Raw genomic sequence first — 13,809 nt, 5'->3', positions numbered from 1 at the left:
TCACCACGGCAGCGGGCCGTCCTCGTTCGAGAACGTGCCCGTCGGACCGTTCGCGTCGAGAAGCGCGAGGCGCACGGGCTCCCGCGCGGCCTGTTCGACTGTGCGCGGACCTTCGAAGTTGTTGAGCTCCGTCGCGGTGTAGCCCGGGCACGCAGCGTTGACCTTGATGCCGGTCTCCTCGAGCTCGATGGCGAAGGCGAGCGTCATCGCGTTGACGGCCGTCTTCGACGGGTTGTAGACGGCGCCAAACGACGTGCGGTACGGAAAGGCCGGATCCGCGTTCAATGTCAGCGAGCCGGCGCCGCTCGATACGTTGACGATACGCGCCGCCGGCGCCTCACGAAGGAGCCGCAGCATCGCTTGCGTGACGGCGACGATGCCAAACACGTTCGTCTCGAATACGGCGCGTACGTCGTCGAGGGAGGCAATGCTCGGGCGGCCCGAATTGATGATCTCCTCGAGCGGCCTGCCCGGCTTTCCCGCATGGGAGATGCCGGCATTGTTCACCAGCACGTCGAGGCGGCCGAGTTCGATGCGGATGCGCTCTGCCGCGGCGGCGATCGACGCCTGATCGGTGACGTCGAGCTGCAGGGCGTGGGCATCCTCTCCGATGCTATTTGCGGCTGCCTCGGCATGCTCGAGCCTGCGCGATCCTACGAGCACGGTAAGGCCGTTCGCCGCGAGGTCCTTGGCGATCTGAAGACCGATGCCCTTGTTGGCCCCGGTGACCAGGGCGACGGGTTTGTCCTGCATGGTAATCTCCTTTTGTGCACCGATGTGTGGCCAACAGCGCTTTGCCGTGCTAGATACAAGTCAAACGGAACCACGTTCCACATATATCCGGAACAAGGTTCCGTTTGCAAGAGGTAATTTGATGGGCGAAAAAACGCCGAACGGCAAAACGGATCAAGGCGATGGTCTGGAACCCCGCGACCGCGCGGATCGGCACGTGCGCGCCGACGCACGGCGCAACATCGACGCGTTGCTCCGGGCGGCCATGGCGGTGTTCGCGACCTCCGGCGTGGAGGCTCCGGTGCGAGAGATCGCGGAAAAGGCTGGCGTCGGCGTCGGCACCGTCTACCGCCATTTTCCACAGCGCTCGGACCTGATCGTGGCCGTCTTCCGCAACGAGGTTGACGCCTGTGCGGACGCCGCGCCGATCCTGGCCGGAAAGCATGAGCCCGGTGAAGCGCTGGCCCTGTGGATGCAGCGCTATGTGGATTTCATCACGGCAAAACGCGGCCTCGCGGCAGCCTTGTACTCAGGCAATCCGGCCTTCGACACTTTGCCTGCCTATTTCAACCAACGGCTCCGGCCCGCGCTCCAAACATTGCTGGAGGCAGCGGCCGCGGCCGGCGAGGTGCGCGCCGATATCGAGCCGGGCGACCTGTTGGGGGCGGCCGCCAGCCTTGCCATGCCGGCACATGGCGGCGGCCCCGCCCAGGCGCGGCGCATGGTTGCCCTGCTGGTCGACGGTTTGCGCTACGGCGCCAGCACGCTGGCGGATACGCCTTCCTAAAGCGCGTTGCGTTGGACCGACCTCATGCGACGCGCTTTAGGTTCTTGTTTGATGCATGTCGCTATCGCAAAACCGCTGCACACTTTTGCGCGACATGCATTAGCAATCGCAGACCAAGTACGACATCAGACAAAAAGGCTGGTGCTGCCCCTTCTGGCTGCCGCTATCTTCTCCGTTATAGTGACGGGGAGAAGGACGCTTTCGCCGATCGCTCTTTGGAGTGTTGTAGGGTCGACATAAATGAGCTTTTCAGAATTTCAGCCACGCCATGTGCTCTGCATGCTGGGAAGGCAGGGTGGATATTCTGAGCTGTGTCGCTCAGTTCAGTCGGCAATCGACAATTTCGCCCCGGGGTTTGAAATTGATACGCACTTTTCGCAGGACGCGCCGGATGATCGCATGGTTGAGTCGTTCGATGTGTCTTGGGATCGGGTACATAAGGGGGGACGGACTAAAGAGGACCAAGCGGCCGTCCATGAGCACGGTTGCGTGATTTATGTACTTGGTCCCCATATGGATATCGAAAGTACCGTTGGGACGTCGGCAATCGCCCTTCGCTTAATCGTGCATGCGCTGAACAGTGATGCTATTGCCGCAAAAGGCGAGAGTGCTGGCATTGCGCACGGTGCGGCTCGATGGAAACAACTTGGCCGTGATGCGGAAAACGCCGAGGACGGCCCGAGTTTAGCCCGTACTTGCCGCCTTGCCTTCAGCAAGCGGCCGTTAAGTGACGGAAAGTTCCTCTGTAGCGTCGGTTTCCATCTCGTCGGTCTGCCAGAGGTCTTCGCGCCAAGGAGTCTTTCCGACGATGAGCTGGTGCTCAGCTCGATAATCGACCGTGTTGCCGATGAGATGTTTACCGAAGGCGTCGGGCTGAGTTTAGTCCGTAACAATGGGATACTGCTACCCATCGAAGCGTACGAAGAAGACGACTTCAAATTCAACCCGTATGGTGCCGTCTACTTGGGCGATCACGGCAAAAAGGATACCTTGTCGACAGAATCTAGAAACTAAAACGACCAGCTGCGCGCCTTGGCGATGATGAAATCGCGGAAGACATGCAGCTTCGCCTGGTTCTTCATCGCGTCGGGATAGGCGAAATAGGTATCGAAGGACGGCACTTCGGTCTCGGGCAGCAACTGCACCAGTCCGGAATCCTTGCTGACCACGTAATCCGGCAGCATGGCGATGCCGGCGCCGCCCTGCACCGCCCGCTTGATCGACAATATGTCGTTGATCTGCAGCGTCGGCACCCTTTGCCCGCCTTCGAAATCGCCGACCGTCTCCAGCCAGTTCAGTTCCGACAGATGCGCCGGCACCGGCACGCCGAAGGTGACGATGCGATGGGTTTTCAGCTCGGCGATCGAATTCGGCTTGCCGTATTTGTTTACATAGGATGGCGCCGCGTAGAGATGGAAATGCACGGTGAACAGGCGGCGCTGGATGAGGTCCGGCTGCTGCGGCTGGCGCAGCCGGATGGCGCAGTCGGCCTGGCGCATCGTGAGATCGAGCTCCTCATTGGCCAGGATGAGCTGCAGGCTGACCTCGGGATAGAGCTCGATGAATTCCTGCACGCGCTCTGTCAGCCAGCCAGCGCCGAGGCCGACCGTGGTCGTCACCCTGAGCACGCCGGAGGGCCGGTCCTTGGTTTCGGTCAGTCGCGACTTGATGGTTTCGAGCTTCATCAGCACGTCGTGCGCCGTGCGGAACAGCATCTCGCCCTGCTCGGTCAGCACCAGGCCGCGGGCATGGCGATTGAACAGCGGCACGCCGACGTCATGCTCGAGCGCGCTGACCTGCCGCGAGATCGCCGATTGCGACAAATGCAGTGTTTCCGCGGCATGGGTGAACGACCCCGCTTCCGCCGCGGCGTGAAACACGCGTAGCTTGTCCCAATCCAACGCCATGATTTCCCCTCGTCCTGTTTTCTGGCGTCCGCCTGTTTTCGGCGTCTGAATGAAAAATCAGGCTTTTGCGCGGCTTTTCTCAGCCGCTTATCGAACAATCACTCCGCCGCTTCGCGGTGAACCTCGATCCCCGCCAGATATTTTTCCGCCTCGAGCGCGGCCATGCAGCCGAGCCCGGCCGCCGTCACCGCCTGCCGGTAGATGTCGTCGGTCACGTCGCCGGCGGCGAACACACCCGGCATATCGGTGCGGGTCGAATCCGGCGCCGTCCACAGATAGCCGTTCGGCTTCTGCTTCAGCTTGCCGGCAAACAGCTCGACCGCCGGCGCGTGGCCGATCGCCACGAACACGCCGTCGACCACCAGATGCATCTCCTGCCCGGTCACCACGTTGCGCAGCTTCAGCCCTTCGACCGACGGCGGCAGCGGCGCCTTGCCGGGCCTGCCGGTGATCTCGTCGACCACCGTGTCCCAGATGATGCGGACATTGTCTTTCCGCAGCAGCCGCTCGCGCAGGATGCGCTCGGCGCGGAAATCGCTGCGCCTGTGGATGACGGTGACGCTCTTGGCCAGGTTGGAGAGATAGAGCGCTTCCTCCACCGCCGAATTGCCGCCGCCGATCACCGCGACGTCCTTGCCGCGGTAGAAGAAGCCGTCGCAGGTGGCGCAGGCCGAGACGCCAAAACCCATGAAGGTGTGTTCGCTCGGGATGCCCAGCCATTTCGCCTGGGCTCCGGTGGCGATGATCAGCGCGTCGGCGGTATAGATCGTGCCGGAATCGCCCTTGGCGCGGAACGGCCGCACGTTGAGGTCGACCTCGGTGATGATGTCGTTGACGATGTCGGTGCCGACATGCTCGGCCTGCCTGAGCATCTCGCTCATCAGCCATGGACCCTGGATCGGTTCGGCGAAGCCCGGATAGTTTTCGACATCGGTGGTGATCATCAGTTGCCCGCCCTGCTGCAGGCCGGCGACCAGCATCGGCTTGAGCATGGCGCGGGCGGCATAGATCGCCGCCGTATAGCCAGCGGGGCCGGAGCCGATGATGAGAACAGGCGCGTGCTTGGTGATCATGAAAAACCTCTGCGGGGAGCAGCCATGGATTGTGGCATGAACTCTCGTCGATTGTTGCGCGTAATGTAAGTGTTGCCTGCGATGCCAGCAAGGCAAGTTGCCGTTCGTCCCCGGAAAGCTTCGGCGCCGGCGACGGCGACAAGCAACCCGCAGCAAGATGTGCGAAAATCCTCGATCCAGCGGATGGAATGGACAGCAAAGTCGTTTAATTACAAAGTCGCGAAAGATTCTTTCGCGTCACCACGGAAGCCACCATGCCGATCAAGGCCGATCTCGATGCCATCGACTGGAAGATCCTGCGCGAGCTTCAGCAGGACGGACGCATGACCAATGTCGAACTGTCGGGCCGCGTCGGCATTTCGGCGCCGCCGTGCCTGCGCCGCGTCAGGCGGCTGGAAGAGGCCGGCATCATCCGAGGCTACCGCGCTTTGCTCAACGCTCCGGCGCTCGGCCTCGACGTCGTCGCCTTCTGTCTGATCGGCCTGCATCACCAGGCCGACGCCGAACTCAAGACCTTCGCCGAGCGCACCCGCGGCTGGCCGATCGTGCGCGACGCCTGGATGGTGTCGGGCGAGTCCGATTTCCTGCTGCATTGCGTGGCGAGCGATCTCGGCACCTTCCAGACCTTCGTCATCGAGGAACTGGCCTCGGCCCCCAATGTCGATACGGTGCGAACCGCGCTGACCATCCGCCGGGTCAAAGACGAAGGGCTGGTGGCGTTTTCGGCTTAAGAGAGCAGGCAAAGCGGCTGCGAAACAAAAAACCGGAAACAAAAAACCCGCCTCGGAGGGCGGGATCGTCGGTGGAATCATCACCATACCGAAATTAGTAGCATAGCTGCCGGCACAAAGCAAGAACAAAATTGCCTTCAGCGTTGAAGATTGGCTTCATTCCAGCTTGGGTTCCTCGCCCCACGAAAGTGGGGAGAGGTGGCTCGGCGAAGCCGAGACGGAGAGGGGAACCGCGCTCTACGAAGCCCCCTCTCCGGCCGCTTCGCGGCCACCTCTCCCCCGCTTCGCGGAGGGCGAGGAATCCAGGTCCTGAGAGTTCGAGGATCACCCTGCGTCGCAGAGGCGCGTTTCGACCATTTCGCACAAATGGTGGTAGAGGCACAAATGCCCCTGCTGGATGATCGGCGTCGAGGTCGAGGGTACGTTGAGCAGGACGTCGGAGAGCGGCTTCAGCTTGCCGCCGGTGTCGCCGGTCAGGCTGATCACCGTCATGCCCATCATGCGCGCCTGCTCTGCGGCGGCGAGGATGCTTGGCGAATTGCCGCTGGTCGAGATGGCGAGCAGCACGGCGCCCGCCGAACCATGCGCCTCGACCTGGCGCGCAAACACCGTGTCGAAGCCGTAATCATTGCCCCAGGCGGTCAGCACCGCCGCGTTGGCCGGCAGCGCGATGACGTTATAGGCCTTGCGCTCCCTGAGGAAGCGGCCGACCAGCTCGCCGGCGATATGGATGGCGTCGCTGGCCGAACCCCCATTGCCTGCTATCAGCAGCGCCTTGCCCTGCGAAAGCGCGGCGACGACGGCGCTGACCGCCCGCTCCATCTCGCTGGTCAGGTCGCGCTCGACCATCGCCGAAATCGCGGCCGCCGAGCGGGCCAGGTAATCGTTCAGTTCGGACATGAAACCCTCAGTTCCCGGCGCGCAATCTGCCGATAGTGCCGGTCGTGCTCTTGCCGGCGACGAGGTCGACCAGCACGACGCGCCCGCCGGCCTTCTGCACGACATCGGCGCCAACCACCTGATCGACCGTATAGTCGGCGCCCTTGACCAGTATGTCGGGGCTCAGCGCCTCGATCAGCGAAAGCGGCGTATCCTCCTCGAAGATGACGACGGCGTCGACCGAGGCAAGTGCTGCCAGCACGCAGGCCCGGTCATGCTGGTCGTTGACCGGGCGCCCCGGCCCTTTCAGCCGGCGCACCGAGGCATCGCTGTTGAGGCCGAGCACCAGCCGGTCGCACTGGCTGCGCGCCGCATGCAACAGGCTGACATGGCCGGCATGCAGGATATCGAAACAGCCATTGGTGAAGCCGACGCTCAAGCCCTCGTCTTTCCAGCCCGCCACCAGCCGCGCGGCGGCGGCGGCATCGAGGACCGCATCCAGGTGGGCGACCGGACCGTGCGAGCGAAACAGCGCACCGGTGAGTTCCTCGATCGTCAGCCGCGCCGTGCCGCGCTTGCCGACGACAACACCGCCGGCGGCGTTGGCGATCGATCCGGCCATGACACGATCAGCCCCTGCTGCAAGAGCCAGCGCGAAGGTCGCGATTACCGTGTCGCCGGCGCCCGAAACGTCGAACACTTCGCGCGCCTGCGTGGCGATATGGCGGGCATCGTCCGCACCGATGACGCTCATGCCCTTTTCGCTGCGCGTCGCGACGACGAAATCGAAACCGTGCGCCGAAATCAGCTGGCGTGCCGCCGCCTCGATTTCGTCGTCGGCAAACACTGCGCGGCCGACCGCCTCGCCGAGTTCCTTGCGGTTGGGCGTGATTGCCGTCGCGCCGGCATAACGCGCATAGTCGCGGCCCTTCGGGTCGACCAGCACCGGCTTGCCCGCTTCCCGACAGATCGAGATCAGCTCGCCGGCGACGCCGTCGAGCAGCACGCCCTTGCCATAGTCGGACAGAATGACGATGTCGGCGCGTGCCAGCGCTTCGCGAAAATGCCCGACCAATGTCGCGCGCTCGGCATCGCCCAGCGGCTTGATTTCCTCTTCGTCAAAACGCAGCACCTGCTGGTTGAGCGCGCTGAATCGGCTTTTGGACGACGTCATGCGATCGGCATCCTGCGCCAGCCCGCCGGTGTCGACGCGAAATTCGCCGAGCATGCGCATGAGGTTCTTGCCGGCCTCGTCAGCGCCGATCACCGAGACCGGTATGACGGCAGCGCCGAGCGAAACGATGTTGGCGACGACATTGCCGGCGCCGCCCATCGCCAGCGTTTCGCCGCGCCCGTGCAGCACCGGGATCGGCGCTTCCGGCGAAATGCGCTCGATCACGCCATTGACGAAACGGTCGAGGATGAAATCGCCGACCACCAGCACGGTGGCGCCGCCGAAGCGCGAAATGGCGCGGTGAAGGGGTTCGGGAGAGGGCAGCTTGATCATGTCAACGCGTGGGAGAGCCGATTTTCAGTGACGGGGGATTCGATTGGCAGGGCCGGCCGTTCATGGCGATGCCGATATACCGCAATTTCAGCCGACGCAACGGCAGGCCTTCGACCGATCGCGGCGGCGCGATAATGCGTCAGCTTTTCTGCAACGCGACATGCACGCCCAGTCCGACAAGCACCGCACCGCCGGCGCGCCGCATCAGGCGCTGCGCGCGGCTCGACTGCCGCAGCCTGGCGATCACCGCGCCGGCCAGCACCACGCAAACAATGTCGGCCGACGAGAACATCAAATTGACGATTGTTCCAAGCACGACGAACTGCAGCCAGACCGGAAACGCTGCCGAGGCATCGATGAATTGCGGCAGGAACGCCATGAAGAAAATCGCCGTTTTTGGGTTGAGCACCTCGACGGCAACGCTCTCGAAAAAGGCGCGGCGGGCGGATTTCGGCTGAATTCCCGGCAAGACAACGTCGCCTTGCGCCTTGGCGCGAAACAGCGAAACACCGAGCCAGACCAGATACAGCGCACCGACCAGCTTGACCGCCATGTAAAGCACCGGCACGGCATGGAAAAGCACCGACAGGCCGACAGCGGCGGCGAAGACATGAACGTAGCCGCCAAGATGGATGCCGAGCGCCGCCATCAGGCCGGACCAGCGGCCGCGCGCCATGGTTTGCGCGGCGGCATAGAGCATGGCGGGGCCGGGGATATAGGCGAAGATCGCCGTGGTGGCGAAAAAGGCGACAAGCAGTTCGGTTGACGGCATTACCTTGCTCCTGTCGCCGGTCGGCCGGCAGGCCGACTGAAACGTGACGTTTGCGGCGCCACTATGGCGCTCATCCGCCGCCCCGCCACCTGCTTTGTCGACAGCCCGGCCCGCCTCCCCTATAAGGCCAGAATCCCACAAGGGCTACAACCGGCACAAGGTACCAGAGGCTTTCATGATCATCGTCACGGGCGGCGCCGGCATGATCGGTTCCAACATCGTCGCCGCGCTCAACGCCGAGGGTTTCAGCGACATCCTCGTCGTCGACGACCTCACCGACGGCCACAAGATCTCCAACCTCGCCGATCTCGAGATCGCAGACTACCTCGACAAGGACGATTTCCTGGCGCGGATGGAGGCCGGGGACCTCGGCCGCATCGAGGCGGTTTTCCACCAGGGTGCCTGCTCGACCACCACCGAATGGAACGGCAAGTTCATGATGGAGGTCAACTACACCTATTCGAAGCGCCTGCTGCACGCCTGCCTGGCCCTGCGCTTGCCCTTCCTCTATGCCTCGTCCGCTTCGGTCTATGGCAGCGGCGCCGAGTTCCGCGAGGAGCCGCAATGCGAACGGCCGCTGAACGTCTATGCCTATTCGAAAAAACTGTTCGACGACTATGTCCGCCGCACCGTTTTCGATACCGATCACTCGCCGGTCGCGGGCCTGCGCTATTTCAACGTCTATGGACCGCGCGAGGCGCATAAGGGCGCCATGGCCTCTGTCGCCTTCCATCTGTTCAACCAGGTCGAGCAAGGGCAGAATCCCAAGCTGTTCGGCGCCTATGGCGGTTTCGGGCCCGGCGAGCAGAGCCGCGACTTCATCCATGTCGGCGATGTCGCCGACGTCAACCTGTGGCTGTGGAAACGCGGTTCCAGCGGCATCTTCAACTGCGGCACCGGCAAGGCCCAGCCGTTCCGCGCCATTGCCGAAACGGTGATCGATACGCTCGGCAAGGGCCAGATCGAATTCATCGAGTTTCCCGACCACCTCAAGGGCAGCTACCAGAGCTTTACGCAAGCTGATATGTCCCGCCTGCGCGCAGCCGGTTACAATGGCCAGTTCCGCACAGTGGAAACCGGCGTCAGAGACTATGTCGAATGGCTGAAAGCCCAACGATCCTCGTGATCGGCCCACGCTGGGTGGGCGACATGGTGATGGCGCAGTGCCTGTTCCAGGCGCTGAGGGAGCTTCATCCGGATGCCGCCATCGACGTGCTGGCGCCGGCCTGGGCAGCACCGCTGGTCAAGCGCATGCCCGAAATCCGCCAGCAGATCGACCTGCCGCTGCAATCCGGCGCGTTCGAATTCCGCGTCCGAAGGCGCTTCGGCCGGCTGCTGCGCGGCCGCTACGACATGGCCTTTGTCCTGCCGGGAAGCTGGAAATCGGCGCTGATCCCGTTCTTTGCCGGCATTCCGCGCCGTGTCGGCCATCTCAGGGAAATGCGCTACGGGCTGCTGACCGACATCGTGCCGTTGCCCGATCGCCTGAAACGGCGCACCGCGCAGGCCTATTTCAGCCTTGCACGTGGCGGCGCGTTCCAGGCGCCGAAGCTTGCCGTCGATCAAGCCAACCAGGCAGCATTGTTCGGTCGTTTCGGGCTGACGGCGGGGAAATTCGTGGCACTCATGCCCGGCGCCGAATTCGGTCCGGCCAAGCGCTGGCCGAGCGAACACTATGCCGGGCTCGCCCGCGAGATGATGGCGAAAGGGTTTGGCGTGGTACTGTTCGGATCCAAGAACGACGCTGAGGTGACGGCTGAAATCGCCGCGCTGGCTCCGGGCGCCGTCGATCTTGCCGGCCAGACGCGGCTCGAGGATGCCATCGACCTGATCGCGGCGGCGAGGCTTGCCGTCTCCAACGACAGCGGGCTGATGCATGTCGCCGCCGCCGTCGGCACGCCGGTCGTCGCCGTCTACGGCTCGACCTCGCCTGAGAACACGCCGCCGCTCGCCGATCGCCGCGAACTGGTCTGGCTCGGCCTGTCCTGTTCGCCCTGTCACAAAAAAATCTGCCCGCTCGGTCATCTCAACTGCCTGAAGACGCTGGAGGTCGAACGCGTCGTGGCGGCGGCGGAGCGGCTGCTGCCGGCCGCCGCATGAAAGTGCTGATCATCAAGACATCGTCCATGGGCGACGTCATCCACACCTTCCCGGCGATCGAGGACGCGCGCCACGCTCAGCCGGATATCTCCTTCGACTGGTGTGTCGAAGAGGCATTTGCCGGGATTGTGGCGCTGCATCCAGCCATCCAAACCATCCACAGCGTGGCGATCCGGCGCTGGCGCAGGAAGCTGCTCGAGCCCGGCACATGGCGGGAAGTGATCGGCTTGCGCCGCGCCTTGCGCGATTGCCGCTACGACCTCGTTCTCGATGCGCAAGGCTTGCTGAAATCGGCGCTGGTGGCGCGGCTGGCGGCGGCGCCGATCGCCGGTTTCGATCGGTCGAGCGCTCGGGAGCCGTCGGCGACCTTGTTCTACGACCACCGATATCCCGTGCCGCGCGGCCTGCATGCCATCGAGCGCACGAGGCGCCTGTTCGGGCTGGCGCTCGGCTACGAGCCGGATTTTTCCCGGCTTGACTCCGGCATCGCGCCGCCGGCCGGAAGATCCATTCTTGTCGGTGAAAAGACCGCCTTCCTGCTGCATGGCACCAGCCGCGACGACAAGAAATGGCCGGTCGCGGACTGGATCGAAACCGCCCGTCTGCTGGTGGACAAGGGAATAACGCCGGTCACCACTTGGTCGAACGACCGGGAAAAGGCGGTTGCCGAAGCGATCGCCGGCGCCGTTTCGCAAACCGTGGTGTTTCCCAGATCGCCGCTTGCCGAGATCGCCGCCGTCATCGGCGGCTCGGCGCTGGTCATCGGCGCCGACACCGGCCTGACCCATCTCGCCAGCGCTTTCGGCCTGCCGACGGTGGCGATATTCCTCGCTACCGAGCCTGGCCTGACCGGCCCGCGTGGGCCATTCTCATCGACGCTGCTGGCCCCACCTGGGAAGCGTATGATGCCAGCGGAAGTGATAGCGGAAGCTGAAAGGCTTGTGGAGCGCCAGACGCTTGATCAGGCCGGTGGCCGCTGATTTGCTCAATCAATTCAATCGGAAGGTCAGCGCTGCCCCCTTCCCTTCTCCCCTTGTGGGAGAAGGTGGATCGGCGCGAAGCGCCGAGACGGATGAGGGGTGTTGGACGGAGTGCGGAGGGAGCCAAGCTGGAACACCCCTCATCCGACCTCGCTTCGCGAGGCCACCTTCTCCCACAGGGGGAGAAGGCAGAGCAGCGCCAATCCCCTAGATAAATTGCACCTGGACGATCTCGTAGCCCCTGGCGCCGCCCGGTGCGTTGACCTCGATGGCGTCGCCGACTTCCTTGCCGATCAGGGCGCGCGCGATCGGCGAGGAGATCGAGATGCGGCCGGACTTCACGTCGGCTTCCTGGTCGCCGACGATCTGGTAGGTCTTTTTCTCCTCGGTATCCTCGTCGACCAGCACCACGGTGGCGCCGAACTTGACCTTGTCGCCGCTGAGCTTGGTGACGTCGATCACCTCGGCCCGCGCGATCAGGTCCTCGAGTTCGTTGACCCGGCCCTCATTGAGGCTCTGTGCCTCTTTTGCCGCGTGATATTCGGCATTTTCGGAGAGGTCGCCATGCGAGCGCGCTTCGGAAATCGCCTCGATGATACGCGGCCGCTCCTGTTGCTGGCGCCAGCGCAGTTCTTCCTTCAATGACGCGAACCCCTCGCCTGTCATCGGGACCTTGTTCATAATGCCTGACCTTTCCTGCCGCCGCCCCCGCAATCGGGAGCGACCTTGTCGATGGTACAAAAAGAAAACGGTCCGGCAGCCTCGGGCTAACGGAACCGTCTCACCACAATTTCGCAAGATATAGCAATCTTCGCGGGTTTTTCACGTCCAAAAAGTCGGTTTTTGAAAAATCATCCGCCGATTGCACGGCTGACCCCACGTCAAGCGGGGGTTTCCAAGATCGTATCGTGTACCGTGATGCCAAATCTCGGTTGTGGCCAACATGTGCAGCACAGCAAAAACCGGCTGCGATCGCTCACAGCCGGTTATGAGGAGCGTTCCGGAAGATCAGCTCCTCATGAAATGATCGATCTGCTCCGACAGCATGCCGTATTCGCGAGACCCCTTGCCCGTGCGCTTCTCGATCTCGCGGAGCTGTTCCTGGGCGCCGGCAAGATCGCCGATCTGCAGGTGCGCCTCGCCGAGATATTCGCGCACCAGCGTGTAGTTCGGGTCGATGCGCAGCGCTTCCTCGTAATAGCCGAGGCCGACGGTGACGCGGCCGGAATGGCGGTGCGAATAGCCGAGATAATTGAGGATGCGCGGATCCTGCTTGTTGGCGGCGAGGCTGAGCACGGCGATCGCCTCGTCGTAGCGTCCATCCATCGCCAGCGCGCGACCGGCATCATAGATGCTGTCGTCGTCCAGCATGCCTTGCTTCGGCGAGACGCATTTCTTCTGTTTCTTGTCCCACGCCTCCCCCTTCTTGCACTGGGACTGGCCGCCGCCATTGCCGCCGCCACCGCCGCCGCCACCGCCACCTCCCCCGCCTTCACCAGCCGAAAACGCCGGAGCCGCAATCAGCGGCAGGGCGGCGATGGCCATGGCGTAAATCAGCAATCGTCTGCGCATCGAATTCTCCTTTGAACCTGACAATGCAACACTAACGCCGGGCCAACGCCGTTTCGTCCCGGAAAATGTCATCCTATCTCAAAACCGCGATCTCTCCCAGCAAGGCCATCTTATCCCGGGAAGAGTGGGCATCGGAAATCATGCTTCACGATCAACGCCGCCGCGCAAGATAATGTGACGAGCGCTGCAAATCCGCTATCATCGGGCCGACCGAGCACGAAGCAGGGAGACGGCCGGTGCAGCAACGCGTTGAACGAGACTGGGAGCTTTCGATCGGTCCCGACACCGTGCGCCTGTTCATCCTGAAGGCGAAGGCGCTCAGCGCCGCCGTCAACGAAGACTATGCCGACGGCGCCGAGCACGAGGTAGAGCTCGACGGCAACGCGCACGACAACCACCATCATGACGGCCTTGCCGAGGAAAGCTCCGAAGATCTCACCGAAGAAGAACTGCGCGAGCTGATCGATGATCTCAATGTCGACGAAGCGGCTGAACTGATTGCGTTGGCCTGGGTCGGCCGCGGCGACTATGACGCGACGGAATGGACGGACGCGCTGTCCGCCGCCCGCGAGCGCGCCAACAAGCGCACGGCAAAATACCTGCTCGGCATGCCGCTGCTGGCGGACTGGCTCGAGGAAGGCTTGGAAGCGATCGGCGCGTGACGGCGCGGTTACCGATTGTGATCGCCTCGAACCTTCGTCCAAGGCAACTTCCCTGCATTCTGGCCGTTGCGAGCTGATGGCGGCGTTTGGTTTTTCCGGATTGTGCA

At 63.2% G+C, this 13,809-nt stretch carries 15 protein-coding genes; 7 read left to right on the top strand and 8 right to left on the bottom strand.

Annotated elements, in window-relative coordinates; translation table 11 throughout:
• Positions 1-753, bottom strand: a complete 753-nt coding sequence (locus NKI41_RS14095; protein WP_352469808.1) for an SDR family oxidoreductase — start codon at positions 751-753, stop codon at positions 1-3.
• Positions 754-874: 121 nt separating this feature from the next.
• Between NKI41_RS14095 and NKI41_RS14090 the strand changes: the two genes are divergently transcribed.
• Together NKI41_RS14090 and NKI41_RS14085 are read left to right on the top strand one after the other, a co-directional pair.
• Positions 875-1,519 (top strand): TetR/AcrR family transcriptional regulator, encoded by a 645-nt coding sequence (locus tag NKI41_RS14090; protein ID WP_352683558.1) that lies wholly within the window; start codon positions 875-877, stop codon positions 1,517-1,519.
• Between the two features lie 240 nt (positions 1,520-1,759).
• Positions 1,760-2,533, top strand: a complete 774-nt coding sequence (locus NKI41_RS14085) for a hypothetical protein (protein WP_352683556.1) — start codon at positions 1,760-1,762, stop codon at positions 2,531-2,533.
• On the opposite strand, the gene NKI41_RS14080 is transcribed toward NKI41_RS14085, so the two are convergent.
• The gene (locus NKI41_RS14080) at positions 2,530-3,426 is read right to left on the bottom strand and encodes a LysR family transcriptional regulator (protein ID WP_023678345.1); all 897 of its coding nucleotides are present in this window, start codon (positions 3,424-3,426) and stop codon (positions 2,530-2,532) included. The genes NKI41_RS14085 and NKI41_RS14080 overlap by 4 nt on opposite strands.
• Positions 3,427-3,524: 98 nt before the next feature.
• Positions 3,525-4,499, bottom strand: a complete 975-nt coding sequence (gene trxB, locus NKI41_RS14075) for a thioredoxin-disulfide reductase (RefSeq protein ID WP_352469805.1) — start codon at positions 4,497-4,499, stop codon at positions 3,525-3,527.
• Positions 4,500-4,753: 254 nt separating this feature from the next.
• On the opposite strand from trxB, the gene NKI41_RS14070 reads away from it, so the two are divergent.
• Positions 4,754-5,230: an Lrp/AsnC family transcriptional regulator gene (locus NKI41_RS14070; RefSeq protein ID WP_352469300.1), complete on the top strand. Its 477-nt coding sequence runs from the start codon at positions 4,754-4,756 to the stop codon at positions 5,228-5,230.
• Positions 5,231-5,554: 324 nt separating this feature from the next.
• Here the strand turns inward: NKI41_RS14070 and NKI41_RS14065 are convergent, their stop codons facing one another.
• The 3 genes from NKI41_RS14065 to NKI41_RS14055 form a co-directional block, all read right to left on the bottom strand.
• Positions 5,555-6,130, bottom strand: a complete 576-nt coding sequence (locus NKI41_RS14065; protein ID WP_352541065.1) for a D-sedoheptulose-7-phosphate isomerase — start codon at positions 6,128-6,130, stop codon at positions 5,555-5,557.
• 7 nt (positions 6,131-6,137) lie between these two features.
• Positions 6,138-7,616, bottom strand: a complete 1,479-nt coding sequence (gene rfaE1 / locus NKI41_RS14060; RefSeq protein WP_352683554.1) for a D-glycero-beta-D-manno-heptose-7-phosphate kinase — start codon at positions 7,614-7,616, stop codon at positions 6,138-6,140.
• Positions 7,617-7,755: 139 nt separating this feature from the next.
• Positions 7,756-8,388 (bottom strand): LysE family translocator, encoded by a 633-nt coding sequence (locus tag NKI41_RS14055; protein WP_352683552.1) that lies wholly within the window; start codon positions 8,386-8,388, stop codon positions 7,756-7,758.
• A 175-nt stretch (positions 8,389-8,563) separates the two neighbouring features.
• Here NKI41_RS14055 and rfaD point away from each other — a divergent pair, with 175 nt between their 5' ends.
• Genes rfaD through waaC form a run of 3 tightly spaced genes read left to right on the top strand, consistent with a single transcriptional unit; the run spans position 8,564 to position 11,468 of the window.
• Positions 8,564-9,514 carry an ADP-glyceromanno-heptose 6-epimerase gene (gene rfaD, locus NKI41_RS14050; RefSeq protein WP_352683550.1) on the top strand — a complete coding sequence of 317 codons (951 nt, stop codon included), beginning with the start codon at positions 8,564-8,566 and terminating at the stop codon, positions 9,512-9,514.
• Positions 9,487-10,488 carry a lipopolysaccharide heptosyltransferase II gene (gene waaF, locus NKI41_RS14045; protein ID WP_352683548.1) on the top strand — a complete coding sequence of 334 codons (1,002 nt, stop codon included), beginning with the start codon at positions 9,487-9,489 and terminating at the stop codon, positions 10,486-10,488. The genes rfaD and waaF overlap by 28 nt, the downstream gene beginning before the upstream one ends.
• Positions 10,485-11,468 (top strand): lipopolysaccharide heptosyltransferase I, encoded by a 984-nt coding sequence (gene waaC / locus NKI41_RS14040; protein ID WP_352683546.1) that lies wholly within the window; start codon positions 10,485-10,487, stop codon positions 11,466-11,468. Before waaF ends, waaC begins: the two co-directional genes overlap by 4 nt.
• 207 nt (positions 11,469-11,675) lie before the next feature.
• Here the strand turns inward: waaC and greA are convergent, their stop codons facing one another.
• Entirely contained in the window at positions 11,676-12,149 is a 474-nt protein-coding gene (gene greA / locus NKI41_RS14035; RefSeq protein ID WP_023719113.1) for a transcription elongation factor GreA, read from the bottom strand.
• Positions 12,150-12,476: 327 nt separating this feature from the next.
• On the bottom strand, positions 12,477-13,040 hold the full coding sequence (locus NKI41_RS14030; protein WP_352615671.1) for a tetratricopeptide repeat protein: 564 nt from the start codon (positions 13,038-13,040) through the stop codon (positions 12,477-12,479).
• Positions 13,041-13,276: 236 nt separating this feature from the next.
• On the opposite strand from NKI41_RS14030, the gene NKI41_RS14025 reads away from it, so the two are divergent.
• Positions 13,277-13,702, top strand: a complete 426-nt coding sequence (locus tag NKI41_RS14025) for a DUF3775 domain-containing protein (RefSeq protein ID WP_023678354.1) — start codon at positions 13,277-13,279, stop codon at positions 13,700-13,702.
• Positions 13,703-13,809 lie beyond the last annotated feature (107 nt).

Source organism: Mesorhizobium sp. M0601, from assembly GCF_040320845.1.
Lineage (GTDB): Bacteria > Pseudomonadota > Alphaproteobacteria > Rhizobiales > Rhizobiaceae > Mesorhizobium.
Note: the sequence above shows the minus strand (reverse complement) of the source record. Positions and strands in the feature narration are given on the sequence as shown.

What these genes read in the sequence shown, in the direction of transcription:
- NKI41_RS14030 (WP_352615671.1), bottom strand. Translation starts at nt 13,040, where the DNA reads ATGCGCAGACGATTGCTGATTTACGCCATGGCCATCGCCGCCCTGCCG.
- waaF (WP_352683548.1), top strand. Translation starts at nt 9,487, where the DNA reads ATGGCTGAAAGCCCAACGATCCTCGTGATCGGCCCACGCTGGGTGGGC.
- waaC (WP_352683546.1), top strand. Translation starts at nt 10,485, where the DNA reads ATGAAAGTGCTGATCATCAAGACATCGTCCATGGGCGACGTCATCCAC.
- NKI41_RS14090 (WP_352683558.1), top strand. Translation starts at nt 875, where the DNA reads ATGGGCGAAAAAACGCCGAACGGCAAAACGGATCAAGGCGATGGTCTG.
- greA (WP_023719113.1), bottom strand. Translation starts at nt 12,149, where the DNA reads ATGAACAAGGTCCCGATGACAGGCGAGGGGTTCGCGTCATTGAAGGAA.
- NKI41_RS14065 (WP_352541065.1), bottom strand. Translation starts at nt 6,130, where the DNA reads ATGTCCGAACTGAACGATTACCTGGCCCGCTCGGCGGCCGCGATTTCG.
- NKI41_RS14080 (WP_023678345.1), bottom strand. Translation starts at nt 3,426, where the DNA reads ATGGCGTTGGATTGGGACAAGCTACGCGTGTTTCACGCCGCGGCGGAA.
- NKI41_RS14055 (WP_352683552.1), bottom strand. Translation starts at nt 8,388, where the DNA reads ATGCCGTCAACCGAACTGCTTGTCGCCTTTTTCGCCACCACGGCGATC.
- NKI41_RS14095 (WP_352469808.1), bottom strand. Translation starts at nt 753, where the DNA reads ATGCAGGACAAACCCGTCGCCCTGGTCACCGGGGCCAACAAGGGCATC.
- trxB (WP_352469805.1), bottom strand. Translation starts at nt 4,499, where the DNA reads ATGATCACCAAGCACGCGCCTGTTCTCATCATCGGCTCCGGCCCCGCT.
- NKI41_RS14085 (WP_352683556.1), top strand. Translation starts at nt 1,760, where the DNA reads ATGAGCTTTTCAGAATTTCAGCCACGCCATGTGCTCTGCATGCTGGGA.
- rfaE1 (WP_352683554.1), bottom strand. Translation starts at nt 7,616, where the DNA reads ATGATCAAGCTGCCCTCTCCCGAACCCCTTCACCGCGCCATTTCGCGC.
- NKI41_RS14070 (WP_352469300.1), top strand. Translation starts at nt 4,754, where the DNA reads ATGCCGATCAAGGCCGATCTCGATGCCATCGACTGGAAGATCCTGCGC.
- rfaD (WP_352683550.1), top strand. Translation starts at nt 8,564, where the DNA reads ATGATCATCGTCACGGGCGGCGCCGGCATGATCGGTTCCAACATCGTC.